Here is a 25,285-nt window from a genome sequence, read left to right on the forward strand (position 1 = left end):
GTGGCTGCCACCTGGACGGGACGATGACTGCTCTGCGCCTACCTATTTTGTGGCTCGCCGGCCTGCTTGGCCTGGCGGGCTGCAGCATGAACCAGCCGGTGTCGCTGTACCAACTGGACAGCGGAACCCCGGCCCAGCCTGCGCAAAGCACAGGCATGGCCGTATTGCTCGGCCCGGTTCTGATCGCTGACTACCTGCAGCGTGAAACCTTGTTGCAACGCCAACCGGACGGCAGCCTGCAGGCCGCCACGGACGGTCGTTGGGCCGGCAGCCTGTCCTCTGACATCGATCAGTTGCTGCTGCGCCAGGTCGCCGGGCACCTGGACAGCCAGCGTGTAGTGCTGGCCCCTGCAACCCAGGGTTTCACGCCGGATGTGCAGGTGCTGCTGTCGATTACCCGCCTGGATTCGGGTAAAGCCCAACCGGCGGTGCTCGATGCCCAATGGCGGTTGATCGACCGCCGTGGCAAGGTGCGTGAGAACCGCATCGTTCATCTGCAGGAGCAGCATGCCGGCACCACCGCGGCGCAGGTCCAGGCCCAGGGCGTGCTCCTGCAGCGCCTGGCCGAACAATTGTCCGTGTCGCTCAAGCCCCTGGCCAACCAGCCGCCTGTCGCCGAAGTGCCACGCAAGCCCGCGGCTGCTCCGGCCAAACCGGTGGAAAAGGAAAAGGACAAGATTCCCATGGCCTTGCCGATTCGTACGGACATGGAAGTGTTCAGGTTCTGATGGTTGGAACGGATACACGACAAAGCCCGCGTTGATGCGGGCTTTGTCGTTTCTGGCCGTTGGATTCTCGGGTGCCTGTGCTGGCCCTATCGCGAGCAAGCTCGCTCCCACGGCAGGTCTGAGGCTTGCAGAGATCCCCTGTGGGAGCGAGCTTGCTCGCGATGGCGGCGCTGAAGGCAACAAAAAGCCCGCAGACGATCACTCATCTGCGGGCTTCGTCATTTCATGTCCTGGGACTCAGGCCTGGCGTTCATGCATCCGCGCCAATTGCCGCTCCAGCATCGACGGGTATGGCTCCATCAAGCGCTCCACGCAGCACGCGCCTTCGGGGCTGGCGATGGGGCGGATGCGGGCGCGTTGGCGGATCAGGGCGTCGTCGTTGATCTTGCGCTCCACCAGCAGCAGGTTGCGGCTGTGTTGCGACAGCGCCAGGGCGTCCTGGGCGGTTTCGGTCAGCAGCAGGTCGATCTGGCTCAGGCCGAACAGGCCATCGCCCAAGGTCAGGCCCAATTGCAGTTGCAGGGTGATGCCGCTGTCGGCGACTTCGATCTGCAACTGGTGGCCCAAGGCGCGCAGCAATTCACCGCAGCAAATGGCGTTGGTCAGGTAGTCGTCGCCGCTGTCCTCGGTGTGGAACAGCATCAGCGTGCTGCCGTCGTTCAGGGTGTGCAGTTCGCCCTGATAGAGCGATGCGGCCTGGTCGAGGCAGTCGCGGTAGCGCTCGAGCAATTCCTTCAGGCGCGCCTGGGGCAGGCGGCGCAGTTGATCCTGGGCGCCCAGTTGCACGGCCAGTACGGCGCTGTGCTGGGGCAGGTTCGAGGCCACAGGCTTGGCGAGCGATTGAGGCGCCCCGTCGACGGCCTCGTCACGCAGGTCGGCGAAGGCATCGTCGTCTTCCTCGTCTTCTACCGTGCGAACCACATGGCGTGGCGCCGGTCTGGCGGCGGGCATCGGTTGGCTTTCGTCGAAGCCCGGGTCGCGCAGGTTACGCACTTCAAAGCCCGGCTCGGCCTCGTCGTCCTCGTAGTCGAGGTCTTCAGGATCCGGCAATGGCTCAGGTTCCGGCGCGAAGCTGGCGTGCAGTTGCCGGGCCAGGTCGCCGATTTCGTCCTGGCGCTGGGTGGCCGGCGTGTGTTCGTCGATGTCCCGCAGCCAGACGCGCAATTGCAGCAACGGCGTGGAGATGTGCCGCCCCAGGCGCAGGCTCAAGGCCAGTGCCAGGGCCAGCAGGATCGCACTGAGGATGCCCATGCTTTGCAGGCTGATGGTCATCGGTTGCTGGAACTGGTCCATGTCCAGGCTGATGCGCAGTTGCCCGGCGGTTACGTCCTGGAAGGTGATCTTGCTCTGGTACATGCCGCCGGACTCGCCCAGCAGCCCAGGCTTGGGCCGCTGTCCGGCCTCGGCGAGGATGCGGTTGTCCACGCTGTAGATGGCGGCATGGGCCACCAGCTTGTTCTTGGTCAGGTTGTTGAGCAGCACGTTGAGGCTGAGGATGTCGTTGGACACCAGCAGCTCGGTGGCGGACGTGGCGGTCTGGGTGGTCAGGCTTTCACCCAGGGCATCGGCCTGTTCGTGCATCGCTTGCTTGAACTGCAAGCCCATCACGCCGGCATAGATGACCAGGGCCAGGGCGACCAGGATGACGTTATGGCTGGCAATGCGCAATGCAATCGGCACACGACGGTGGCGCAGTGCACGGAAGATCAGCAGGAAGAAGTTGTCGGTTTTGACTGGCGTGGGCCGGTTCACTGAGCTCGGCTCTTTGTCCGTGAAATTGACGCGCAGTATAGCGACAGCCCCATGACCGGCAAAGCACTGGCGGTGCCCGATGGTCACTGAATGTGGGTAGAATGCGGTTTTTTTCCACCTGCGGGGGTGCGCCTTGCGCGAAATCGTCCTGATAAACATCACTGGCAGCGACCGTCCGGGTCTGACTGCGGCCATTACCGGCGTTCTGGCCCAGGGTGGTGTGAACATTCTCGACATCGGTCAGGCGGTGATCCATGACACGCTGTCGTTCGGCATCCTGGTTGAAATCCCGGACGCCGAACACAGCAAGTCCGTGCTCAAGGACATCCTGTTCACGGCCTACAAGCTCGACCAGCAGGTGCGCTTCACCCCGGTATCCGAGGATGATTACCGGCATTGGGTGGCTGGCCAGGGCAAGAAACGCCACATCGTGACCCTGTTGACCCGCCAGGTCACCGCCGAACAGTTGCAGCGCGTCAGCTCGATCACCGCCCACTATGGCTTGAACATCGACCATATCGACCGCCTGTCCGGGCGCATGCCGCTGGACACCCCTGCCGACAAGGGCAAGGGCTGCATCGAGTTTTCCGTGCGTGGCGAGCCGGCCGATCCCCAGGCGCTGCGTGCCGAGTTCCTGAGCGTGGCCCAGGAACTGAACGTCGACATCGCCTTCCAGGAAGATTCGCTGTTCCGTCGTAACCGCCGCCTGGCGGTGTTCGACATGGACTCGACGCTGATCGAAGCCGAAGTCATCGACGAACTGGCCAAGGCAGCCGGCGTGGGCGACAAGGTCTCGGCCATCACCGAACGGGCCATGGCCGGCGAGCTGGATTTCCGTGCCAGCTTCAAGGAGCGCCTGGCGCTGCTCAAGGGGCTGGACGTCAGCGTGCTGGATTCCATTGGCGCTTCCCTGCGCCTGACCGAAGGCGCCGAAACCCTGTTCGCCGAACTCAAGCGCCTGGGCTACAAGACCGCCATCCTGTCCGGCGGCTTCACCTACTTCGCCAAGCAGTTGCAGGCCAAGCTCGGTATCGACTACGTGTTCGCCAACGAATTGGAAGTGGTGGACGGCAAGGTGACCGGCGTGGCCGTCGAGCCGATCGTCGATGCCCAGCGCAAGGCCGACCTGTTGCGTGAACTGGCTGAAAAAGAAGGCCTGCGCCTGGAGCAGACCATCGCCGTGGGCGACGGCGCCAACGATCTGCCGATGCTGGCGATCGCGGGCCTGGGCGTGGCGTTCCGCGCCAAGCCGCTGGTCAAGCAGTCGGCCCGGCAAGCGATTTCCACCCTGGGGTTGGATGGGGTGTTGTACCTGCTGGGCTTCAGGGATCGTGACGGGCAGCTCTGATTCGAGTCTGTCGCAACCTTTTGGAGGCATTCATCTGTGGTGAGGGGATAAATCCCCTCACCACAGAGGGTTGTGTGCTGGCTGTTCAAAGCGACTTCCACAACGAATCGAAATTCCCCTCCTGGTCGGCGCCATCCCCGGTCCCGGCTGTGTCTTCCGGGTGATAGGAAAACTGATTGAAACTGTGGGTGCTGGTCAGCCTGCGGTCCAGGCCTGCACGGCGTTCCTGGCCATTGGTGTTGATCAATACCTGCTGGCCCTCCTGGAAAGGCAGGCGTGGGGCGATCATGGTCGGGGGCAGGTCTACGGCACTGATCTCGGGCAGCAACAGCCCGCGCAGGTAGTGGCCGTGCTCGTTTTCTTCCCTTAGCAGTTGCAGCCCGCAAGGCTGGGCATGGGGGGCGACCAGCTCGATGCCCATCTGCATGGCGCCGTTGCGCACTTGGCGGATCCAGCGCACCACGGCGACGCTCCAGGCTTGGTCGCTGGCGTCGCGGATGCCGATCATCTCCCCGGCTTGCAGTTGTTCCGGCACTTCCTTGGGCCAGCCGAGGCAATAACCGCCTGGGCTGTGGTTGATGATCGGCAGGTCGTAGGTGGGGAAGTGATGCTGGTTGTCGGATTGGTTGCCGTCGTCATCGCTCGGGTTGGCCGGGTACTCGATTTCTTCATAGGGCAGCAGGTCGCTGTCGCCGGCGGGAGCGGCGTCGTAGGCCTGCTTCCAGGTGTCGTTTGTCTTGCTCGGCGAAGCCTCGAAGCGGGCCTTGCGGGTGGCGGGGCTTCTCAGGATCTCGTTGAAAGAACGTTCGCCGCCGAGGTAGTAGTGCAGCGCGCTCATGCCCACGCACAGGGTCAGCGTGCCGTTGCCCTCGGTGCGCTGGAAGCTGCGCTCGGCCGCTTCGCCCCAGGCCGCTTGCAGGTGGTGCAGGGTGTCGACACTCATGCCGCCCGGGATGGGCAGCGCGTGATCGGCAGGTTGCTCCAGGTGGGTGGCGATTGCGCGCACCAGGGGCTGCGGATCGAAGCCCTGCAAGGTCGGCTGCTGTTCGGCCCGGAACTTGGCGCGGTAACGTGGCCCGACATCCAGCTGCGGAGCCACTGCGAACAGGCTGGCGGCAGCCGTGGCGGGGTCCAGCTTGACCCACTGGCTCCAGGATTCGAGCGCTTCGGTCAGTCGTCCGATCTGGCTCTGGCGCAATTGATTGCTGCGTGAAGCGCCCAGCAACAGGGCGACGACATAGGTTTGCTCAGGGTTCAATTGATGAACCTGGCTGGCCAGTTCGTCGCTTACGCTCAGGTGTTGCAGGCGGTGCAGGCAGGCGATCCGGTACAACTGGTGCAAATCAAGCCACAGTCCTTCGGGCACAGGGCTGTACAGCTGGCTGGCACGCAGCAGCGGGCCGTTGAGGGCATGCATCGCCCGTTGCAGCGCGGTGCTCAGCAGGCGCGCCCGGTCCTTGGTGTATTTGGGCGCGATACGCGCCACGATCTGTTTGTAGCCCATCGCCAGTTGGGTTTGCAGGGCCTGGCACAGGTTGACGATCTTGCGCGAGCGATCATCCAGCACGATGGCCTGTTGCAGGAAGTGCCGCTCCAGATGCTTGCAGACGTAATACACCTCGGGACGCAACAGTTCGAGCAGTTGCAGGCGATTGTCGCTGGGCGTGAGCAGTTGGTTGAGTTCGCCAAGGGCCTGGTACAACAGGCGGGCCGTTTCGCCGATGTTGGCCTTGGGCAGGTTGGCGATCCAGCGCTTGAGGTCCCGTGGCGTGGCATCGCAGAACGACAGGCGTGATTGTGTCGGGGTCAGGACGCGCAATAACTGGAGAGGGCTGGTCTCATTCATGCCGTGTACGGGCTCCGGCGGGAAATAAACGTGATGTTCCAACTCTAGCAGTTGTAGCCGAAGGAGGTGCGCTATCTATGCTGGATACCCTGTGGGAGCGAGCTTGCTCGCGATGACGCCAGGACAGTCGCCATCGAGGTGACTGTTATATCGCCATCGCGAGCAAGCTCGCTCCCACATTTGATCTTTTACTCAGCCTTTGGCAGTGCCAGGCCCTGGCCCATCTGCACTGGTGAGCCGGCCACCAGGTCTTCGGCCCATTTCACCTGGTCAGGGCCGAACAGCACGATGGCGGTCGAACCCAACTTGAAGCGCCCCAGCTCGGCGCCTTTTTCCAGATGGATCGGCCCACGGGCCGCTTCGTCGTAACGGAAGGTTTTCAGCTCACGCTTGGGCGGCGTCACCAGCCCGGCCCAGACGGTTTCGATGGAGGCCACGATCATCGCGCCCACCAGCACCACGGCCATCGGCCCGCGCTCGGTGTCGAAAATGCACGCCACGCGCTCGTTGCGGGCGAACAGCTCGGGAACGTTTTCAGCGGTGGTCTGGTTGACCGAGAAAATCCGTCCTGGGATGTAGACCATCTCCCGCAGGGTGCCGGCCAGTGGCATGTGCACACGGTGGTAGTCCTTGGGGGACAGGTAGATGGTGGCGAAATCACCGCCCATGAACGGTGCTGCGTTGGCCGCGTCACCGCCCAGCAATTCCAGGACGCTGAAGCTGTGGCCCTTGGCTTGGAACACCCGGCCGTGCTCGATCGGGCCGAGCTGGCTGACGGCACCGTCGGCGGGGCTGAGGATCGCGCCCGGGGTGTCGTCCAGTGGGCGGGCGCCGTCTTTCAGGGCGCGGGTGAAGAAGGCGTTGAAGTGCTCGTAGGCCGTCAGGTCTTCCACCAGGGCCTGGGACATGTCCACTTGGTAGCGCTTGGCAAACCAAGCGGTGAAGGCGTTCTTGAACCAGCGCACGCGGCATTCGGCAATGCAGCCGGCCAACCGCGACAGCAGGTGGTGGGGCAGCAGGTATTGAGTGAGGATGAACAAACGGTTTTTCATTAACTGTCCTTAAGAACCTTCAAAGCTCGATGGGGGTGTCGGGGTGGTTGCCCCATTCGCCCCAGGAACCGGCATAGCCTTTGACCCGTGGATAACCGAGCGCCTTGGCCACCAGGTAGGTGAAGCCAGAGCGGTGGTGGGTCTGGCAGTGGGTGATGACTTCTTTGTCAGGGGTGATGCCCAATTGTTCGAGGATTTGCGCCATGTCCCGGCGGATGCGCAGGTTGCGCGCCGGGTCCATGCCAGCCGTCCATTCGAAATTGACCGCGCCGGGAATGTGTCCGCCCCGGGCTGCGACGACTTTCTCGCCAGAGTACTCCAGCGGGCCACGAGCATCCCAGATGGCCAGGTCCGCAGCGCCGAGACGGCTTTGCAGGTATTCGCGGGTGGCGGTGGGGGCTTCGTGCAGCGTCAGGCTGACCGGCCCTGCGACGGGCGCGGGGACGTCGATGGACACCGGCAGGCCTTCGTCCAGCCACGACAGCAAGCCGCCGTCGAGGTAGTGGTAGTTGGCGTGGCCGATCACGTCCAGCAACCAGATAAAACGCCCGGCCCAGCCGCCGCCTTCATCGTCATAGACCACGTAGACCGCCTCCGGGTGATGCCCGAGTTCGCCGAACAGCGCTTCCAGGTCGGCCTTGGCCGGCAACAGGCCCGGCGCCGGTGGCTGGCCGAGCTGGGTGCGCTTGGGGTCGACAAAACGTGCGCCGGGGATATGCCCGGTGCTGTAGCGGGCGGCGCTGGTCAGGTCCACCAGAATCAGTTCGCGGGCGTCGAGGCGCGGCAGCAGTTCGCTCGGCTCGATCACCAGCGGCAAGCCAGAGAAGTCAGGCATGTGAGGTCTCCAGGGGCGCAAAGGGAAAGGATTGTAGCAAGTTCAGCGGCCGCGGTTGGTAAAGGTATGCAGGGCCCTTTCGATGCATTGCACGGTTTTGCCGAAGGCTTGAACGGTGACGTCCGAGAAGGGGCCGCCGCCCTGGTCCACCGCCACCAGCATGATCACCCGGCCATTGCAGGTCAGTGAGCGCAACAGCAGGTGGTCACCGCGGAACAGGCTGCGCAGGCCCGGTGGCAGCAGCGCAGAAAACTGCGCGTTGTTGTCCGGGTTCAGGCGAACCTGGGCCTGTTGGGCCAGCAATCGTTGCAATATCTTGCTCTGGCTGATGGTAAAGCTCATGGCTGCGGCTTCCCTGGGCAGGCCGGCGGTCTGATGCACGCGCACGCTGGACTGGCTGCGGTCGGCCATCAGGATCATCACCCGGCGCATGCCGCAGGCCACCAGGACGTCCCGTGCCGAAGTGGTCAGGTGCATGGCATTGCGGAAGGGGCTCGGTTCCACGAGCATGGCGGAACATTGCTGGCGCCACCGGCTCAGGTCCTGGGTGCTGGGCGGGGCGGGGGGCAGCAAGCCGGGGTGGATGCGTCGGCTGCCCGAGGGCCAGATCAGCGCCACGGCCGGGTGCCAGAGATCCGGCATGGCGTGGTGACGGGCGCTGTTGGCGGCTTGTTGGTGCAACTGTTGCTGGACCTCATCCATCGATATCTGCAGGTACAAACTGGTGAGGTATTGCCAGCGGGCGTTGTGAGGGCTGTCCCAGGCCTGTTGTGCTGCCAGGGCCAGACCGTTGGCCAGCAACACGGTGTTGGCCGGCTGGTTGAGCCAGCGCCGCAGGGTCGGGTCGTCGTCCAGGCGATTCTGCTGGCGCAACGGGTGTTCGCTGTCCCGGGCGATACGCAGGACCTTCACCAGTTCGCGGCGTTCATTGAGCAACAGGCGATAACCTTGCGCCACCCAGATGGGCAGGCGCCAGGTCTCCACCAGTGCCAGGCAGATTTCCAGCAGGCGGACGCCGAACAGTTCGCGCTCTACCTTGCGCGCGGGCTCGCCTTTATGGACGACCCGCAGCTCCCACTCCCCCAGCAACCGTGGATGCGTCAGGGCCAGTGGCCAGAGCGGCGACAGGAACAACAGGCTGCCCCAGTGAATGTCCTGCCACAGCCGCGCCAGGCGGCTGGCAAAGAAACCATTGGCCTGTTGCGTGGCGTGCTGGCTGATCAATTGCAGCTGGCGCAAGGCGATGGGAATTTCGTTCCCCGGCAACGACGGCAGGCGGGCGAGCAGTTCCTCGGTGCGCTTGAGGCCGAGGCGGTTGATGGCGACTTCGAGGTTTTCCGCAGGTTCTGCAAGGCTGCCATGGGTATGGTGGTTGGCCTCGCGGATGACGCTCAGGGCCAGGGCGGGGCTGTCTTGCATCAGCTCGGCGATGTCGCGCAATGAGCGGCGGCTGTCGGCGAGGGCCTTGCAGACCAGGTCGTGGCTGGCCTGGGGCACGGGCAGGTGCACGCCATTGAGCAGCTTTACCCAGCCTTCGAGGGTGCTCGGTCGCGGTGTTGGAACCTTGGTTTCGTTAGTCATGGCAGGACGTGATCATCGTATGAATTCTCCACGCCCGGAACGGGGCAAATTGGCTTTTCGCCAGAACAGCCTATAGTCTGGCGCAGTTTTGCCGATAAGTAGAAGAAGAGATTTTTCAGCTTCCGAATATGACCTTGAACCCGACTTAAATAAGTACTTTCTATCTATGGCTAAAATTATCGGCATCATTGTCGTGTTCGCGAGCGTACTCGGCGGATACGTGCTTTCCCATGGCAAGATTGCCGCCCTTATCCAGCCCTTCGAGGTCTTGATCATCGGCGGCGCGGCCCTCGGAGCCTTCTTGCAGGCCAACCCTGGCTATATGACGATGCACGTGCTCAAGAAATCCCTGGGCATGTTCAGCTCGCGCTTCAGCCACACCTTTTACCTCGAGGTGCTGGGGCTGATCTACGAGATCCTCAACAAGAGCCGCCGCGAAGGCATGATGGCGATCGAAGGCGATATCGAAGACGCCGCCGCCAGCCCGATCTTCGCCAAGTATCCCGCCGTTCTCAAGGACGCCCGCATGACGGCGTTCATCTGTGATTACCTGCGCATCATGTCGTCCGGCAACATGGCGCCCCATGAGCTCGAAGGCCTGTTCGACATGGAGCTGTACAGCCTCAAGGAAGACCTGGAGCACCCCTCCCACGCGGTCAACGGTATTGCCGACGGCATGCCCGGCTTCGGTATCGTCGCGGCGGTATTGGGGATCGTGGTGACCATGGCGTCCCTGGGCGATGGCGACCAGAAGTCCATCGGCCTGCACGTTGGCGCGGCACTGGTGGGTACTTTCTTCGGTATTTTGGCAGCGTACGGTTTCTTCGGTCCGCTGGCCCACTCCCTGGCCCATGATGCCAAGGAAGAACTCAACGTCTACGAAGCCATCAAGGCGTCCCTGGTGGCCTCGGCCTCGGGCATGCCGCCATCGCTGGCGGTGGAGTTCGGTCGCAAGGTCCTGTACCCGGCGCACCGTCCAAGCTTCGCCGAGCTAGAACAAGCGGTTCGCGGTCGCTAAGATGGAAAATAACCAGCCGATCATCGTCAAGCGCGTCAAGCGCATTGCCGGCGGGCACCATGGCGGTGCCTGGAAAATTGCCTTCGCCGACTTCGCAACGGCGATGATGGCGTTCTTCCTGGTGCTGTGGCTGCTGTCCACAGCAACCCCGGAACAGAAAATTGCCATCGCCGGTTACTTCAAGGACCCGGTCGGCTTTTCCGAAAGCGGCACGCCCTACATCATCGACCTGGGCGGTTCGCCGACCCTGGCGCCGGAAAACACCCTCAACCCCGAGGTGAAGTCCCAGCCCCAGCCCGACAAGGTGACGGTGGATTCCGAGCAAGTCGAGGGCATGGCCGAGCAGGTCGAGCGCGAGCGCCTGGAGTTGCTGTTGCAGGAATTGCAGAACAAGGTCGAAGAGAATCCGCAACTGCAGAAATTCAAGGACCAGATCCTGTTCGAAATCACGCCGAACGGCTTGCGCATCCAGATCATGGACGCCGAGAACCGGCCGATGTTCGACTCTGGCAGCGCGCGCCTGAAGCCGTATTTCGAAGACATCCTGCTGGCCATGGCCGACACCATCAAGGCCGTTCCGAACAAGATCAGCATCAGTGGTCATACCGATGCCAAGCCCTACATCGGCAAGGGTGACTACGGTAACTGGGAGTTGTCCGCCAACCGCGCCAACGCGGCCCGTCGCGCCCTGGTGGCCGGCAGCTACCCGGACGAGCAGGTGGCACGGGTGGTCGGTTATGCGTCTTCTGCGCTGTTCGACCGCAAGGACCCATTCAACCCGGTCAACCGGCGCATCGATATCGTGGTGTTGACCAAGAAGGCGCAGAAAGCCATCGAGGGCTCACAAACCGACGATCCGGCGCCCGATCCGGCCCCGGGCGAGGGCGCGCCGGGTGAAGTCCCCGCTCCATCCGACGCACCTGGGGCGGCGGTCGATCCGAATGCGTTGCCCGCAGACCAGCAACCCGTGCCGGCCCATGAGCTGCGCGAACGGCTTAACCTGTTCGACGATGCCGCGCCAACACCGGCCGCGCCGCCGGCTCAGTGATCTGACTGGCGAGCGCAAACCTGTGGCGAGGGGATTTATCCCCGCTGGGTTGCGCTGCAGCCCCTCTTTTCATCTGATACTCGGGATGGAATACAAAGGGGCGCTTCGCGCCCCAGCGGGGATAAATCCCCTCGCCACAAATGCGGGTCAGTAACTGCTTTCCGGCAAGCTGGCGATGATCGAGCGGTAGCTGTTCATTCGTTGTTGATGCACGCGACCTTCTTCCAGCGCCTTGAGCAGGGCGCAACCGGGTTCGCGGTCGTGCTTGCAGTCGCGGAAGCGGCAGGTGCCGATCAGCTCGTTGAACTCGATGAACCCGGCTTCGACATCGCTCCGGCTGACGTGGCCCAGGCCGAACTCTCGGATCCCCGGTGAGTCGATCAATTCACCGCCGCCAGGGAAGTGGAACAGCCGCGCCGTGGTGGTGGTGTGGGTGCCCTGGCCGGACAGCTCGGACAACGGCCCTACGCGGGTCTCGACTTCCGGCAGCAGGCTGTTGACCAGCGAAGACTTGCCGACGCCTGACTGGCCGACGAACACGCTGATGCGCCCGTCCAGCTGCCGCTGCAATTGTTCCATGCCGTTTCCGTGATGGGCCGAGACTTCCAGCACCGGATAACCCAGGTCCCGATAGACCGACAGCAGGGCGTTCAGCGCCGGGGCGTTGTGTTCGTCGATCAGGTCGAATTTGTTGAGCAGCAACAGCGGACGGATGCCGGCATGTTCGGCGGCCACCAGGTAGCGGTCGATCAGGTTGGCGTGGGGCTCGGGCAACGGGGCGAACACGATGACGATCATGTCGACGTTGGCGGCCACGGGCTTGAGCTGGCCGCGGCTGTCCGGACGGCACAGCTCGGTGTGGCGCGGCAATTGCGCGACGATCACGCCGATGCCCTGGTTGCCGGCACGCCAGACCACCTGGTCGCCCGTCACCAGCGCCGGCAGGTTGGCGCGCAAGTGGCAGCGGAACACCTGTCCGGCCAGTTCGCCTTCCTGGGCTTCGACCTCGACCTGCACGCCGAAGTGGGCGATCACCAGGCCGGTCTGTTCAGGCCCCAGGTCGCCACCCTCCAGGGCTTCGACAGCACTGGATTCGCGTTTGGCGGCGCGGGCGGCGCGCTCGCCCTGGATCTTTTCGATGCGCCAGTTCTGACGACGATTGAGTTGGCGTTTGGCCATGGGTGTTCCGTATGAAGAAATGCAGCGAATAGGGTAAAACGGCGGCGAGTTTAGCACGCCCAAGGGGCTGCCTAAGCTAAACTGCGTGGCTACGCCGAGGAGCTTCCCTATGCAAAACCCGCAGAACCTGATCTGGATCGACCTGGAAATGACCGGTCTGAACCCTGACACCGACGTCATCATCGAAATGGCCACCATCGTCACCGACAGCGACCTCAACACCCTGGCCGAAGGCCCGGTGATCGCGATCCACCACAGCGACGAGATCCTGGCGGGCATGGACGAGTGGAACACTCGCCAGCATGGCGGCTCGGGCCTGACCCAGCGCGTGCGCGAGAGCAAGGTCAGCATGGCCGAAGCCGAGGCCCAGACCCTCGCTTTCCTGGAACAGTGGGTGCCCAAGGGCAAGTCGCCGATCTGCGGCAACAGCATCTGCCAGGACCGTCGCTTCCTTTATACCCACATGAAATCCCTGGAAAGCTACTTCCACTACCGTAACCTGGACGTCTCCACCCTCAAGGAGCTGGCTGCCCGCTGGGCGCCCGAAGTGCGCGACAGCTTCCAGAAAGGCGGCAGCCACCTGGCCCTGGACGACATCCGCGAGTCCATCGCCGAGTTGCAGCATTACCGCAAGCATTTCATCAAGTTCTGATTGAAGCGCACGGCGCTCTTGTGGCGAGGGGATTTATCCCCGTTGGGCTGCGTAGCAGCCCCAAAAACCTGATACCCCGTGTGTCAGGTCGCTGGGTCAAGCGTGTCAGGGGCTGCTGCGCAGCCCAGCGGGGATAAATCCCCTCGCCACGGGTTCTGTGTTGGGCATGTCGGAACTGCCCTCTTTTGGTGCTTGCCCAAACTGGCTAGACTGCGCGCCTTCCCGTACGGACCGCCATCATGTTGCTGATGCTTTATCTGATCGCCATCACCGCTGAAGCCATGACTGGCGCCCTGTCTGCCGGGCGGCGGGGCATGGACTGGTTCGGCGTGGTGCTGATCGCTTGCGTCACTGCCCTGGGTGGCGGCTCGGTGCGCGACGTGCTGCTGGGTCATTATCCGCTCACCTGGGTCAAGCACCCGGAGTACCTGGTGCTGACCACGGCGGCAGCGATGCTGACGGTGTTCCTGGCGCGCTGGATGCGCCATTTGCGCTCGCTGTTCCTGGTGCTCGACGCCGTGGGCCTGGTGGCCTTTACCCTGATCGGCTGCATGACGGCCCTGGAAATGGGCCATGGCATGCTGGTGGCGTCGGTCAGCGGGGTGATCACCGGGGTGTTCGGCGGCATCCTCCGGGACATCTTCTGCAACGATATTCCGCTGATCTTCCGTCGCGAACTTTACGCCAGCGTCTCGTTCGCCGCGGCGTGGTGTTACCTGCTGTGTGTCTTCCTGCAACTGCCGAACGAACAGGCGATCCTCATCACCTTGTTCGGCGGCTTCCTGCTGCGGCTCCTGGCGATACGCTTCCACTGGGAAATGCCGAAGTTCGTCTACAACGACGAGGTCTGACGCTCGGCGTGTTGGCGCAACGCCCACGCCACGTGCTCGCGCACCAGTTCCGACGGGTAGTCGCGCCGGGCCTCCAGCGCTTGCAGCACGGGAATCGTTGAGGGCGCATTGCCCAGGCCCACTGCCAGGTTGCGCAGCCAGCGCTCGTAACCGGCGCGGCGAAGTGGTGAACCTTCGGTGCTGCTGAGAAATGTGTCCTCGTCCCACATGAACAGCTCCGCCAACCCGGCATTGTCCAGGTTGTGCCGCGGCTTGAAGTCGCTTTCCCCGGACGGACGGGCGAAGCGGTTCCACGGGCAGACGATCTGGCAATCGTCGCAGCCGAACACCCGATTACCGATCAGTGGCCGCAGCTCTTCGGGGATGGCGCTTTTCAGCTCGATGGTCAGGTAGGAAATGCAGCGGCGAGCATCGAGCACGTAGGGCCCGACGAAGGCATTCGTCGGGCAAATGTCCAGGCACGCTGTGCATTTTCCGCAATGCTCGGTGCCGTGGGGTGGGTCGATGGGCAGCGGCAGGTCGACGAACAGCTCGCTCAGGAAGAAATAGCTGCCGGCCTTGCGGTTCAATACCAAGGTGTTTTTACCGATCCAGCCCAGGCCGGCCTGTTCGGCGATGGCTTTTTCCAGCACCGGCGCGCTGTCGACGAAGGCGCGATAGCCAAAGGGGCCGATGACCGCCTGGATTTTTTCCGCCAATTGCTGCACGCGTTTACGGATCAATTTGTGGTAATCGCGGCCCAACGCATAACGCGAGACGTAGGCTTTTTCCGGTTGGCCGAGCAATTGCGCCATTTGTGTGTCGCCCGGCAGGTAGTCCATGCGCAGGGACACCACCCGCAACGTGCCCGGCACCAGTTCCTCGGGGTGCGAGCGTTTGCTGCCATGGGCGCCCATGTAGTCCATTTCGCCGTGGTAGCCGGCGTCGAGCCAGCGTTGCAAGTGTTGTTCATGCTCGGCCAGGTCCAGGCCGCTGATGCCGACCTGTTGGAAACCCAGCTCGCGGCCCCATTCCTTGATGGATTGGGCGAGGGCGGGGAGGTCTGTGGGAATGGCAGGCATGAGGCGAGAGAAACCAGAGCTGAGATGCGTATAATTCTGCCAGACATCGGAGCCCGAAGACGCATGCCGCACACTAAAGATGATTTTCCCGACGCGCTGTACAGCGCCGCGCAGGTCCGGGCCCTCGACGCACGACTGATCGCGGCAGGCACCGCCGGTTTCGAATTGATGCAGCGCGCTGCCCGTGCCACGTGGCGAGCGATCGTCCGACGCTGGCCTGAGGCCCGGGAGCTGACCGTGCTGGCCGGTCACGGCAACAACGCCGGCGATGGCTATCTGGTCGCGACCCTGGCCCGGCGCGGCGGCTGGTCGGTGCGGGTACTGACAGTGGGCGAGCCCCGGCGATTGCAGGGAGACGCTGCCAATGCCCACGCCGAGGCCGTGGCGGTGGGCGTGCCGATGGAGTCATGGTCGGATGAAGCCGAGTTGCGTGGCGTGCTGCTGGACGCATTGCTTGGCACGGGCCTGACTGGCGACGTGCGTGAGCCCTATGCGCGGGCCATCGATACGATCAACGTCAGCGGCCTGCCGGTCGCGGCGGTGGATATTCCCTCGGGGTTGTGTGCCGACACCGGCCGGGTACTGGGCACAGCGGTGGCGGCCGACCTGACCGTGACCTTCATTGGCTTGAAGCTGGGGCTGTTCACCGGCGAGGCAGGGGACCGGGTGGGTGAGTTGGTGTTCAATGACCTGCACGCCGATCCGGATATGGTTGAAGCAGCACCGGCCAGTGCTCGACTGCTCCTGCCCCACAATCTGCCGCATCTGGCACCTCGCGCCGCCACCTCCCACAAAGGCAAGTTCGGTCACGTGCTGTTGATCGGTGGGGATCGAGGCTTCGGTGGCGCGATCCAGATGAGTGCCGAAAGCGCCCTGCGCTGCGGGGCGGGCATGGTTTCGCTGGCGACCCGCAACGAGCATGTATCCGCCGCGCTGACGCGTTTGCCGGAAGTGATGGTGCAGGGCACCCATTCGGCGAACCAATTGATGGGCTTGCTCCAACAGGTCAGCGTGCTGGTGATCGGGCCGGGCCTGGGTCAGGCTGCCTGGGGGCGCAGCCTCTTGTCGGCGGCGGCCAGTGCGCCACTGCCGCAAGTGTGGGACGCCGATGCGCTGAACCTGCTGAGCGGCGGCGATGTCCCTTTGCCTGAGCATTGCGTCATCACCCCACACCCGGGCGAGGCGGCGCGGCTGCTGGGAATGTCCATTGCCCAGGTACAGGCCGATCGCCCGGCGGCGGCCCATGCCTTGAGCCAGAAATACACTGCCACCGTCATACTCAAGGGCGCCGGCAGCCTGATTGCCAGCCCGGACGGCCGCCTGGCGGTTTGCAGCCAGGGCCATCCGGCCATGGCCAGCGCCGGTCTGGGGGATGTGCTGGCCGGCGTGGTCGGGGCCTTGCTGGCCCAAGGCATGGAAGGCTTCGAGGCTGCGTGCCTGGCGGTCTGGCTGCACGCCAGTGCCGGTGCCCAGGTTGGTCGCTCGGGCCGGGGGTTGGCTGCGACCGACCTGATCCCGGCCATTCGTCAGTTGTTGGAGGAGCATTCACCGTGTCTGAAGTAACCCTGTACGTGGCGGACGAACAAGCCATGACACAATTTGGCGCCCGCATCGCGCAGATCACCGCCGGCCACGGCCTGATTTTTCTCGAAGGCGACCTCGGCGCGGGGAAAACCACCTTGTCCCGTGGCATCATCCGCGGCCTCGGGCACGTCGGTTCAGTCAAGAGCCCGACGTTCACCCTGGTCGAGCCCTATGAGCTCGGTGACATTCGCGCCTTCCATTTCGACCTGTATCGACTGGTGGATCCTGAAGAACTGGAATTCCTCGGTATCCGCGATTATTTCGAAGATGACGCTTTGTGCCTGATCGAATGGCCCCAGAAGGGTGCAGGCTTTTTGCCAAAGCCCGACCTGACCATTACCATTGGCGCGCAGAACGGCGGGCGTTCGCTGAAACTGACGCCGCAAGGCTCCCGTGGTGAGTCGTGGTGTGCCGCTTTGGCATTGGAAAACTAATTGATGATGGGGTTTGGTATGCGCTTTCGCGCGGTGGTTGCTGTCGTAGGACTGTTGCTTACGGCACTGGCCGTCGATGCTGTGGCCGAGACAAAGGTCAACAGCGTTCGCCTCTGGCGGGCGCCGGACAACACACGGCTGGTGTTTGACCTGACCGGTCCGGTGCAGCACAGCGTATTCACCCTGACCGCCCCGGATCGCCTGGTGATCGACATCAACGGTGCGTCCCTGGGGGCGCCACTGAACGTCGCCACCGCCAACACGCCGATCACCGCCATGCGCTCGGCCCAGCGTACGCCGACCGACCTGCGGGTGGTCATCGACCTGAAAAAAACCGTGACCCCGAAAAGCTTCACCCTGCCCCCCAACGCCCAGTATGGCAACCGGCTGGTGGTGGACCTGTTCGACAACCCGGCCGATGCCGACCCGCCACCACCGCCGCCGACCAAGGTTGCCACGGTGCCAGCGGTGCCGGTGACCCCGACCGAGCCGGCGCTCAAGCTGCCACCGGCCCCGGCCGGCAAGCGCGACATCATCGTGGTGATCGACGCCGGTCATGGGGGCGAGGATCCGGGGGCCTCAGGCTCGCGCGGGCAACGTGAAAAAGACGTGGTGCTGTCCATCGCCCGTGAATTGCAACGCCAGGTGAACGGGATGAAAGGCTTCCGCGCCGAACTGACCCGCACCGGCGACTACTTCATTCCCTTGCGTGGCCGCACCGAAATCGCCCGCAAGAAAGGCGCCGACCTGTTCGTCTCCATTCACGCCGACGCCGCGCCTTCGAAGGCGGCGTTCGGGGCCTCGGTGTTCGCACTGTCCGACCGCGGCGCGACGTCCGAGACCGCCCGCTGGCTGGCCGACACCGAAAACCGTTCCGACCTGATCGGCGGTGCCGGCAACGTCAGTCTCGATGACAAGGACCGGATGCTTGCCGGTGTACTGCTCGATTTGTCCATGACGGCCTCGTTGACCTCCAGCCTGAACGTCGGCCAGAAGGTCCTGAGCAACATCGGTCGCGTCACGCCGCTGCACAAGCGGCGCGTCGAACAGGCCGGGTTCATGGTGCTCAAGTCGCCGGACATCCCGTCGATCCTGGTGGAAACCGGGTTCATTTCCAACGCCAACGAAGCCTCGAAGCTGTCGACGTCGAGCCACCAGCAGGCCTTGGCGCGCTCCATCAGCAGCGGCGTGCGGCAGTTCTTCCAGCAGAACCCACCACCGGGCACCTACATCGCCTGGCTGCGGGATTCCGGCAAGATCGCCCAGGGGCCACGGGATCACCGGGTCAACCCTGGCGAAACCCTGGCGATGATTGCCGTGCGCTACCAGGTGTCGCCCGCCACCTTGCGCAGCGCCAACAATCTCAAAAGCGATGAACTCAAGATCGGCCAGACCCTGACCATTCCGGGCAATGAAGTGGCGGCCCAGCAATGAGTGACGAAGTGATCGGCGGCACCGCCCGCATCGAACTGCTCAGCCCTCGGCTGGCGAACCAGATCGCCGCCGGTGAAGTGGTCGAGCGTCCGGCGTCGGTCATCAAGGAGCTGCTGGAAAACAGCCTCGACTCCGGGGCCAGGCGCATCGACGTGGATGTCGAGCAGGGCGGCGTCAAGTTGCTGCGGGTGCGCGATGACGGTGGTGGTATCTCCTCCGACGACCTGCCCTTGGCCCTGGCGCGTCACGCCACCAGCAAGATCCGCGACCTGGAAGACCTTGAGCGGGTCATGAGCCTGGGGTTCCGGGGCGAGGCGCTGGCGTCCATCAGCTCGGTGTCGCGCCTGACCCTCACCTCCCGCACCCGCGACGCCGAGCAAGCCTGGCAGGTCGAGACCGAGGGCCGCGACATGGCGTCTCGCGTCCAGCCCGCGGCCCATCCGGTGGGCACCTCGGTGGAAGTGCGCGATCTGTTTTTCAACACCCCGGCCCGGCGCAAGTTTCTCAAGGCCGAGAAGACTGAGTTCGACCATCTGCAAGAAGTCATCAAGCGCCTGGCCCTGGCCCGTTTTGACGTGGCCTTCCATTTGCGCCACAACGGCAAGACCATTCTCAGCCTGCATGAGGCCCATGATGACGCCGCCCGCGCCCGCCGCGTGGGCGCGGTGTGCGGTGCCGGTTTCCTGGAGCAGGCCCTGCCCATCGAAGTGGAGCGCAACGGCCTGCACTTGTGGGGCTGGGTCGGTTTGCCAACGTTCTCCCGCAGCCAGGCGGATTTGCAGTATTTCTACGTAAACGGCCGGGCGGTGCGCGACAAGCTGGTGGCCCACGCGGTGCGCCAGGCCTATCGCGATGTGCTGTTCAATGGCCGGCATCCGACCTTCGTGCTGTTTTTCGAAGTCGATCCGGCGGTGGTGGATGTCAACGTGCACCCGACCAAGCACGAGGTGCGTTTCCGTGACGGGCGCATGGTCCACGATTTCCTTTATGGCACCCTGCACCGCGCCCTGGGCGATGTGCGTCCGGAAGATCAACTGGCGGCTCCGGCGGCAGTGGCTGGCATGGTCCGGCCAACGGGGCTGGAGGCGGGCGAATTCGGCCCCCAGGGCGAAATGCGTCTGGCGGCCAATGCCTTGCTGGAGCAACCCCAGCCTCAGCCGAGCTACAACACGGCCGGCAGCGGCGCTGGCAGTGGCTATCAGTATCAATACACCCCGCGCCCACAATCCAATGTGCCGGCAGCCGAGGCCCAGGCGGCCTATCGCGAGTTCTTCAAGCCGTTGCCGGAAGCCGGCGCGCCCGCCATGCCCGACGGCCAGGGCGATATCCCACCGCTGGGCTATGCCCTGGCGCAACTCAAAGGCATCTATATCCTCTCGGAAAATGCCCAGGGCCTGGTGCTGGTGGACATGCACGCCGCCCATGAGCGGATCATGTACGAGCGGCTGAAAATCGCCATGGCCAGCGAAGGCCTGAGCGGCCAGCCGCTGTTGGTGCCCGAGTCCCTGGCCGTCAGCCAGCGCGAAGCCGATTGCGCTGAAGAGCATGTGGCCTGGTTCCAGCGCCTGGGCTTCGAATTGCAGCGCCTGGGCCCGGAAACCCTGGCGATCCGTCAGATCCCGGCGTTGTTGAAACAGGCCGAGGCCAATCGCCTGGTCAGCGACGTGCTCGCGGACTTGATGGAATACGGCACCAGCGATCGGATCCAGGCGCACCTGAACGAACTGCTCGGCACCATGGCCTGCCACGGCGCGATCCGCGCCAATCGGCGCCTGGCCCTGCCGGAAATGAACGGCCTGCTGCGGGACATGGAAAACACCGAACGCAGCGGTCAATGCAACCACGGCCGGCCGACCTGGACCCAATTGGGCCTGGACGACTTGGACAAACTGTTCCTGCGCGGTCGTTGATGAGCCCGTTGCCACCCGCGATTTTCCTGATGGGGCCGACCGCCGCCGGCAAGACCGACCTGGCCATCGAATTGACCAAGGTCCTGCCCTGCGAGTTGATCAGCGTCGATTCGGCCCTGGTTTACCGGGGCATGGACATCGGCACCGCCAAGCCGTCAAAAGAACTGCTGGCTGAGTTTCCCCACCGCCTGATCGATATCCTGGACCCGGCCGAGGCTTATTCGGCGGCCGATTTCCGGCGTGACGCGCTCCAGGCCATGGCCGAGATCACGGCGCGGGGCAAGATTCCCCTGCTGGTGGGCGGCACGATGCTGTATTACAAGGCCTTGGTCGACGGGCTGGCGGACATGCCGGCGGCCGATCCCGCAGTGCGCGCGCAGATCGAAGAAGAGGCCGCGCGCCTTGGCTGGCAGGTCCTGCACGAGCAATTGGCTGTCATCGACCCAGAATCGGCGGCGCGTATTCACCCCAACGATCCGCAGCGGCTCAGTCGGGCGCTTGAGGTTTATCGGGTCAGCGGCCAGAGCATGACCGCCCTGCGCCAGCGACAATCTGCGCAAAGTACTGAAGCAGCCGCTTCGGGACTGCAACAATTGCCCTATACTGTCGCGAATCTGGCCATCGCCCCGGCGAACCGGCAAGTGCTGCATCGGCGAATTGAACAAAGATTCACATTAATGTTGGAACAGGGGTTCATAGACGAGGTCGTAGCCCTGCGTGAGCGAAGTGACCTGCATGCCGGGTTGCCGTCTATACGTGCGGTAGGTTATCGACAGGTCTGGGATTACCTGGACGGCAAGCTGACGTCAGCCGAGATGCAGGAGCGTGGGATCATAGCCACGCGCCAATTGGCGAAACGCCAGTTCACCTGGCTGCGCAGCTGGACTGACCTGCATTGGCTCGACAGTCTCGATTGCGACAATCTGCCACGCGCCTTGAAATACCTCGGGACCATCTCCATATTGAGCTGAGTCCTTGCAATTGCCGTCTATCCTTGGGGGTGTGACGGCCCAAGCCATCTGATTCCGATTTTTATTATTGATCCTTAAAGGAGTGCGGCACATGTCAAAAGGGCATTCGCTACAAGACCCTTACTTGAACACTTTACGTAAAGAGAAAGTTGGGGTGTCCATCTATCTGGTCAACGGGATCAAACTGCAAGGCACGATCGAGTCTTTCGACCAGTTCGTCATCCTTCTGAAAAACACCGTCAGCCAGATGGTCTACAAGCACGCGATCTCTACAGTGGTGCCGGTTCGTCCAATTCGTCTGCCTAGCGCAACCGAATCCGAAGGCGGTGACGCTGAACCGGGTAACGCCTGATAGGAGCCTCCTTTGTTCTTTGAGCGCCACGGTGGTGGTGAGCGAGCCATTCTCGTTCACTTGGATGGACAGGACCCTGAGGCGCGCGAAGATCCGCAGGAGTTTCAGGAATTGGCACTTTCGGCCGGCGCCGAGACCGTCGCGTTTTTCAACGTGCCGCGTCATCGGCCAACCGCCAAGTTCCTGATCGGCAGTGGCAAGGTCGAGGAGTTGCGCGACCTGGTCAAGGCCGAGCAGGTCGATCTGGTGATTTTCAATCACATTCTCACGCCCAGTCAGGAGCGTAACCTCGAACGTGTCTTCGAGTGTCGCGTGATCGACCGCACGGGGCTGATCCTCGATATCTTCGCCCAGCGCGCCCGCACCCATGAAGGCAAGCTCCAGGTCGAACTGGCCCAGCTTGAGCACATGAGTACGCGGCTGGTTCGCGGCTGGACTCACCTTGAGCGGCAGAAAGGCGGTATCGGCCTGCGCGGCCCGGGTGAAACCCAGCTGGAAACCGACCGACGCCTGTTGCGGGTTCGCCTGCGCCAGATCAAGGGGCGGTTGGAAAAGGTCCGCAGCCAGCGCGAGCAGTCGCGACGCGGCCGCAAGCGCGCGGATATCCCGACGGTTTCACTGGTGGGTTATACCAACGCCGGCAAATCGACCCTGTTCAATAACGTCACCCAATCCGACGTCTACGCCGCCGACCAATTGTTCGCCACGCTCGACCCGACTCTGCGCCGGCTCGACCTGGATGACCTGGGGCCGATCGTGCTGGCCGACACCGTGGGCTTCATCCGTCACCTGCCGCATAAGCTGGTCGAGGCTTTCCGGGCTACGCTCGAAGAGTCGAGCAACTCCGACCTGCTGCTGCATGTGATCGATGCCGCCGAGCCGGACCGGATGCTGCAGATCGAGCAGGTGATGGTGGTGCTGGGCGAGATCGGGGCCCAGGACTTGCCGATCCTCGAGGTATACAACAAACTCGATTTGCTCGAAGGCGTGGAGCCGCAGATCCAGCGCGATGCCGATGGCAAGCCGCAACGGGTCTGGCTGTCGGCCCGTGATGGCACCGGCCTGGACCTGCTCAAGCAGGCCGTGGCCGAGCTGTTGGGCAACGATCTGTTTGTTGGCACCCTGAAGTTGCCGCAACGTTTCGCCCGGCTGCGAGCCCAGTTCTTTGAGCTGGGGGCCGTGCAAAAAGAAGAACACGACGACGAAGGCGTCTGCCTGCTGGCTGTTCGCCTGCCTCGGGCGGAGCTCAATCGGCTGGTCAGCCGCGAAGGGCTGCAACCGATGGAATTCATCGAGCAACACACTTTGCAATAAAAGCCTGAGAAAGCTGTGTCAGGCATTCTGTAGCATTGGTCGGCGCGCCGTGGGTGCGTCTTTGCTTTATCAGATGGAGAGCGCTATGGCTTGGAATGAGCCGGGTGGCAACTCGAATAATCAGGATCCTTGGGGTGGCAAGCGTCGTAACAACGGCGACCGCAAGGGGCCGCCGGATCTCGACGAGGCCTTCCGAAAGCTGCAGGAAAGCCTGAACGGTTTGTTCGGTGGTGGTAAAAAACGCGGTGACGAGGGCGGCGGTCGTCCGGGCAAGGGCGGCGGTTTCGGCCTGCTCGGCATCGGCCTCGTTGTGTTGGCGGCTGTCTGGCTGTACAGCGCGGTCTATGTCGTGGACGAGCAGGAGCAGGCCGTGGTGCTGCGCTTCGGCAAGTACTACGAGACGGTTGGGCCAGGCCTGAACATCTATTTCCCGCCGATCGACCAGAAGTTCATGGAGAACGTCACGCGTGAGCGGGCGTACACGAAGCAGGGCCAGATGCTGACCGAAGACGAGAACATCGTCGAAGTGCCGCTGACCGTGCAGTATAAGATCACCAACCTGCAGGACTTCGTGCTGAACGTCGACCAGCCGGAAATCAGCCTGCAGCACGCGACCGAAAGTGCCTTGCGCCATGTGGTGGGTTCCACCGCCATGGACCAGGTGCTGACCGAAGGTCGTGAACTGATGGCCAGCGAAATCAAGGAGCGCCTGCAGCGGTTCCTCGATACCTATCGCACCGGTATCACCGTCACCCAGGTCAACGTCCAGAGCGCAGCGGCACCGCGTGAAGTCCAGGAAGCCTTCGATGACGTTATCCGTGCCCGTGAAGACGAGCAGCGTTCGCGCAACCAGGCCGAAACCTATGCCAACGGCGTCGTGCCGGAAGCCCGCGGCCAGGCCCAGCGCATCATCGAGGATGCCAACGGTTACCGCGATGAAGTGGTCTCCCGTGCCAAGGGTGAGGCCGATCGCTTCACCAAGCTGGTGGCCGAATATCGCAAGGCCCCTGAAGTCACCCGTGAGCGTCTGTACCTGGACACCATGCAGGAAGTCTTCAGCAACACCAGCAAGGTCCTCGTGACCGGCAACAAGAACGGCCAGAGCAACCTGCTGTACCTGCCATTGGACAAGATGGTCGAGAGCGGTCGCAACACCAGCACGCCGTCGACCGGCGCGGCGGCGGCCAGCAATAATGAAGGCAATGCCCGTGCGGTGGACCTGCAACAACAGCAAGCACGTACCAGGGAGAGTCGCTGATGAGCAATAAATCGCTGATCGCCCTTATTGTCGGTGTCGTCGTGGCGATCGCTGCCTGGAACTGCTTCTACATCGTGGCTCAGACCGAGCGCGCGGTGTTGCTGCAATTCGGTCGCGTGGTCCAGGCGGATGTCCAGCCGGGGCTGCATGTGAAGGTGCCGTACGTCAACAAGGTGCGCAAGTTCGACGCTCGCCTGATGACGCTGGATGCGCCGACGCAACGCTTCCTGACGCTGGAAAAGAAAGCCGTGATGGTGGATGCCTACGCTAAGTGGCGCGTGAAGGATGCCGAGCGTTTCTACACTGCGACCTCGGGCCTGAAGCAGATCGCCGACGAGCGTCTGTCCCGTCGTCTGGAATCGGGCCTGCGTGACCAGTTCGGTAAGCGCACGTTGCACGAAGTGGTGTCCGGTGAGCGTGATGCGCTCATGGCCGACATCACCCGTTCGCTGAATGCCATGGCGGAAAAAGAGCTGGGTATCGAAGTGGTCGATGTCCGGGTCAAGGCCATCGACCTGCCGAAGGAAGTGAACCGTAGCGTGTTCGAGCGCATGAGCACCGAGCGTGAGCGTGAAGCCCGCGAGCACCGCGCCAAGGGTAACGAGCTGGCGGAAGGTATTCGTGCCGACGCCGATCGCCAACGACGCGTGCTGCTGGCCGAAGCCTATCGTGAATCGGAAGAGGTCCGTGGTGATGGTGATGCCCAGGCCGCTTCGATCTACGCCAAGGCTTATGGTCAGGATCAGGAGTTCTACGCGTTCTACCGTAGCCTGCGCGCCTACCGTGAAAGCTTCGCGAACAAATCCGACGTCCTGGTCCTGGACCCAAGCAGCGACTTCTTCCACTACCTGGAAAAGTCCAAGCCTTGATGCGACGTTGACCTGAAACACTCCGCCCGGCGGCTAAAGCGTCGGGCGGGGTGATCCTTTGGGAAAACGTGTGTATGATGCGGCAGCCGGGAAATTCCCGGCTTTTTTGCGTCTGCACGTTCGATTGCGGTTTATAGGTGCAGGCGTCGGGTTGAACGACTCGACAGGTTTATCGAGGGAAGTGCTGGGCGAGGCCGATTGCGGGCCA

The 25,285-nt window shown here is 63.2% G+C and carries 22 protein-coding genes; 15 read left to right on the forward strand and 7 right to left on the reverse strand.

The genetic code is table 11. The features are described 5' to 3' along the window. Nucleotides 1–23 precede the first annotated feature (23 nt). Nucleotides 24–728 carry a PqiC family protein gene (locus ACMTA2_RS03845; RefSeq protein WP_413793790.1) on the forward strand — a complete coding sequence of 235 codons (705 nt, stop codon included), beginning with the start codon at nucleotides 24–26 and terminating at the stop codon, nucleotides 726–728. Between the two features lie 237 nt (nucleotides 729–965). Here the strand turns inward: ACMTA2_RS03845 and ACMTA2_RS03850 are convergent, their stop codons facing one another. After that, nucleotides 966–2,480 (reverse strand): AhpA/YtjB family protein, encoded by a 1,515-nt coding sequence (locus ACMTA2_RS03850; RefSeq protein WP_413793791.1) that lies wholly within the window; start codon nucleotides 2,478–2,480, stop codon nucleotides 966–968. A 133-nt stretch (nucleotides 2,481–2,613) separates the two neighbouring features. Here ACMTA2_RS03850 and serB point away from each other — a divergent pair, with 133 nt between their 5' ends. After that, nucleotides 2,614–3,828, forward strand: a complete 1,215-nt coding sequence (gene serB, locus ACMTA2_RS03855; protein WP_413793792.1) for a phosphoserine phosphatase SerB — start codon at nucleotides 2,614–2,616, stop codon at nucleotides 3,826–3,828. Nucleotides 3,829–3,913: 85 nt separating this feature from the next. On the opposite strand, the gene ACMTA2_RS03860 is transcribed toward serB, so the two are convergent. From ACMTA2_RS03860 to ACMTA2_RS03875, 4 genes are all read right to left on the reverse strand, one after another. Continuing rightward, nucleotides 3,914–5,674 carry a cyclic-di-GMP receptor FimW-related protein gene (locus tag ACMTA2_RS03860; RefSeq protein ID WP_413793793.1) on the reverse strand — a complete coding sequence of 587 codons (1,761 nt, stop codon included), beginning with the start codon at nucleotides 5,672–5,674 and terminating at the stop codon, nucleotides 3,914–3,916. 188 nt (nucleotides 5,675–5,862) lie between these two features. Next, the gene (gene asd, locus ACMTA2_RS03865) at nucleotides 5,863–6,726 is read right to left on the reverse strand and encodes an archaetidylserine decarboxylase (protein ID WP_413793794.1); all 864 of its coding nucleotides are present in this window, start codon (nucleotides 6,724–6,726) and stop codon (nucleotides 5,863–5,865) included. Nucleotides 6,727–6,745: 19 nt separating this feature from the next. Beyond that, nucleotides 6,746–7,561 carry a thiosulfate sulfurtransferase gene (gene rhdA / locus ACMTA2_RS03870; protein WP_413793795.1) on the reverse strand — a complete coding sequence of 272 codons (816 nt, stop codon included), beginning with the start codon at nucleotides 7,559–7,561 and terminating at the stop codon, nucleotides 6,746–6,748. Between the two features lie 42 nt (nucleotides 7,562–7,603). Further along, on the reverse strand, nucleotides 7,604–9,142 hold the full coding sequence (locus ACMTA2_RS03875; protein WP_413793796.1) for an HDOD domain-containing protein: 1,539 nt from the start codon (nucleotides 9,140–9,142) through the stop codon (nucleotides 7,604–7,606). Between the two features lie 166 nt (nucleotides 9,143–9,308). Here ACMTA2_RS03875 and motA point away from each other — a divergent pair, with 166 nt between their 5' ends. Both motA and motB read left to right on the forward strand, forming a co-directional pair. Then, nucleotides 9,309–10,160 carry a flagellar motor stator protein MotA gene (gene motA, locus ACMTA2_RS03880; protein ID WP_058546517.1) on the forward strand — a complete coding sequence of 284 codons (852 nt, stop codon included), beginning with the start codon at nucleotides 9,309–9,311 and terminating at the stop codon, nucleotides 10,158–10,160. Nucleotide 10,161: 1 nt separating this feature from the next. After that, nucleotides 10,162–11,208, forward strand: coding sequence for a flagellar motor protein MotB (gene motB, locus ACMTA2_RS03885; RefSeq protein ID WP_413793797.1), 1,047 nt, complete (start codon nucleotides 10,162–10,164; stop codon nucleotides 11,206–11,208). A 147-nt stretch (nucleotides 11,209–11,355) separates the two neighbouring features. On the opposite strand, the gene rsgA is transcribed toward motB, so the two are convergent. Then, the gene (gene rsgA / locus ACMTA2_RS03890; RefSeq protein ID WP_413793798.1) at nucleotides 11,356–12,387 is read right to left on the reverse strand and encodes a small ribosomal subunit biogenesis GTPase RsgA; all 1,032 of its coding nucleotides are present in this window, start codon (nucleotides 12,385–12,387) and stop codon (nucleotides 11,356–11,358) included. Between the two features lie 109 nt (nucleotides 12,388–12,496). Here rsgA and orn point away from each other — a divergent pair, with 109 nt between their 5' ends. Continuing rightward, nucleotides 12,497–13,039 (forward strand): oligoribonuclease, encoded by a 543-nt coding sequence (gene orn, locus ACMTA2_RS03895; protein WP_413793799.1) that lies wholly within the window; start codon nucleotides 12,497–12,499, stop codon nucleotides 13,037–13,039. A gap of 236 nt (nucleotides 13,040–13,275) precedes the next feature. Then, nucleotides 13,276–13,890: a trimeric intracellular cation channel family protein gene (locus tag ACMTA2_RS03900; RefSeq protein ID WP_170866829.1), complete on the forward strand. Its 615-nt coding sequence runs from the start codon at nucleotides 13,276–13,278 to the stop codon at nucleotides 13,888–13,890. Here ACMTA2_RS03900 and queG read toward each other — a convergent pair. After that, nucleotides 13,872–14,951 carry a tRNA epoxyqueuosine(34) reductase QueG gene (gene queG / locus ACMTA2_RS03905; protein ID WP_413793800.1) on the reverse strand — a complete coding sequence of 360 codons (1,080 nt, stop codon included), beginning with the start codon at nucleotides 14,949–14,951 and terminating at the stop codon, nucleotides 13,872–13,874. The two genes, ACMTA2_RS03900 and queG, sit on opposite strands and share 19 nt — an antisense overlap. A 63-nt stretch (nucleotides 14,952–15,014) precedes the next feature. Here queG and ACMTA2_RS03910 point away from each other — a divergent pair, with 63 nt between their 5' ends. The 9 genes from ACMTA2_RS03910 (at nucleotide 15,015) to hflC (ending at nucleotide 25,077) form a co-directional block, all read left to right on the forward strand. After that, entirely contained in the window at nucleotides 15,015–16,514 is a 1,500-nt protein-coding gene (locus tag ACMTA2_RS03910; protein WP_413793801.1) for an NAD(P)H-hydrate dehydratase, read from the forward strand. Beyond that, on the forward strand, nucleotides 16,502–16,969 hold the full coding sequence (gene tsaE, locus ACMTA2_RS03915; protein ID WP_413793802.1) for a tRNA (adenosine(37)-N6)-threonylcarbamoyltransferase complex ATPase subunit type 1 TsaE: 468 nt from the start codon (nucleotides 16,502–16,504) through the stop codon (nucleotides 16,967–16,969). The genes ACMTA2_RS03910 and tsaE overlap by 13 nt, the downstream gene beginning before the upstream one ends. 3 nt (nucleotides 16,970–16,972) lie before the next feature. Then, entirely contained in the window at nucleotides 16,973–18,403 is a 1,431-nt protein-coding gene (locus ACMTA2_RS03920; RefSeq protein ID WP_413793803.1) for an N-acetylmuramoyl-L-alanine amidase, read from the forward strand. Next, on the forward strand, nucleotides 18,400–20,313 hold the full coding sequence (mutL, locus tag ACMTA2_RS03925; RefSeq protein WP_413793804.1) for a DNA mismatch repair endonuclease MutL: 1,914 nt from the start codon (nucleotides 18,400–18,402) through the stop codon (nucleotides 20,311–20,313). The genes ACMTA2_RS03920 and mutL overlap by 4 nt, the downstream gene beginning before the upstream one ends. Continuing rightward, entirely contained in the window at nucleotides 20,313–21,284 is a 972-nt protein-coding gene (miaA, locus tag ACMTA2_RS03930; RefSeq protein WP_413793805.1) for a tRNA (adenosine(37)-N6)-dimethylallyltransferase MiaA, read from the forward strand. The genes mutL and miaA overlap by 1 nt, the downstream gene beginning before the upstream one ends. 91 nt (nucleotides 21,285–21,375) lie before the next feature. Further along, on the forward strand, nucleotides 21,376–21,636 hold the full coding sequence (gene hfq / locus ACMTA2_RS03935; protein ID WP_003186419.1) for an RNA chaperone Hfq: 261 nt from the start codon (nucleotides 21,376–21,378) through the stop codon (nucleotides 21,634–21,636). Between the two features lie 12 nt (nucleotides 21,637–21,648). After that, entirely contained in the window at nucleotides 21,649–22,950 is a 1,302-nt protein-coding gene (gene hflX, locus ACMTA2_RS03940) for a ribosome rescue GTPase HflX (RefSeq protein ID WP_003197227.1), read from the forward strand. A gap of 85 nt (nucleotides 22,951–23,035) precedes the next feature. After that, entirely contained in the window at nucleotides 23,036–24,208 is a 1,173-nt protein-coding gene (gene hflK, locus ACMTA2_RS03945) for an FtsH protease activity modulator HflK (protein WP_413793806.1), read from the forward strand. Beyond that, nucleotides 24,208–25,077, forward strand: coding sequence for a protease modulator HflC (hflC, locus tag ACMTA2_RS03950; protein ID WP_053117908.1), 870 nt, complete (start codon nucleotides 24,208–24,210; stop codon nucleotides 25,075–25,077). The genes hflK and hflC overlap by 1 nt, the downstream gene beginning before the upstream one ends. Nucleotides 25,078–25,285: the final 208 nt, after the last annotated feature.

The organism is Pseudomonas medicaginis, from assembly GCF_965119365.1.
Taxonomy (GTDB): Bacteria; Pseudomonadota; Gammaproteobacteria; order Pseudomonadales; family Pseudomonadaceae; genus Aquipseudomonas.